Here is a 647-nt window from a genome sequence, read left to right as displayed (position 1 = left end):
TAACACAAGTGCAAAACGTTCATTGACATATTGACCGAAATCGAGAAATAAAATAACACGATAACTACGTGTAATAAGAAAGTAATAAAGGGCGCATGGGGAATGCCTGGGCTCTCAGAGGCGAAGAAGGACGTGATAAGCTGCGAAAAGTCATGGGTAGGTGCAAATAACCATTAATCCGTGAATCTCCGAATGGGGCAACCCGGCCATTAGCAATAGTGGTCATCCTATTTATAGGAAGCAAACCCGCTGAACTGAAACATCTAAGTAGGCGGAGGAAAAGAAAACAAAAGTGATTCCCATAGTAGCGGCGAGCGAACAGGGAACAGCCTAAACCAATATTGTTTCGGCAATATTGGGGTTGTAGGACCGACATAATTATTATTAATACGAAGTGGAAGCATTTGGAAAGTTGCATCACAGAGGGTGACAATCCCGTACATGCAAGTATGATAATAAGGTTGGTATCCTGAGTAGCGCGGAACACGAGAAATTCTGTGTGAATCAGCCGGGACCATCCGGTAAGGCTAAATACTCCTGAGAGACCGATAGTGAACCAGTACCGTGAGGGAAAGGTGAAAAGCACCCCGAACAGGGGAGTGAAATAGTACCTGAAACCGTGCGCCTACAAGCGGTCGGAGCCAATT

General features: G+C 45.3%; 1 rRNA gene. It reads left to right on the top strand.

Features of this window, described 5'->3' with window-relative positions:
• Nucleotides 1–75: 75 nt before the first annotated feature.
• A 23S ribosomal RNA gene (locus tag CJ255_RS25180) occupies nucleotides 76–647 on the top strand; the annotation flags it as partial.

Origin of the sequence: Candidatus Viridilinea mediisalina, from assembly GCF_002532535.1 — a bacterium.
GTDB classification, from domain to species: domain Bacteria; phylum Chloroflexota; class Chloroflexia; order Chloroflexales; family Chloroflexaceae; genus Viridilinea; species Viridilinea mediisalina.
This window is presented reverse-complemented; position numbering and strand designations above follow the sequence as displayed.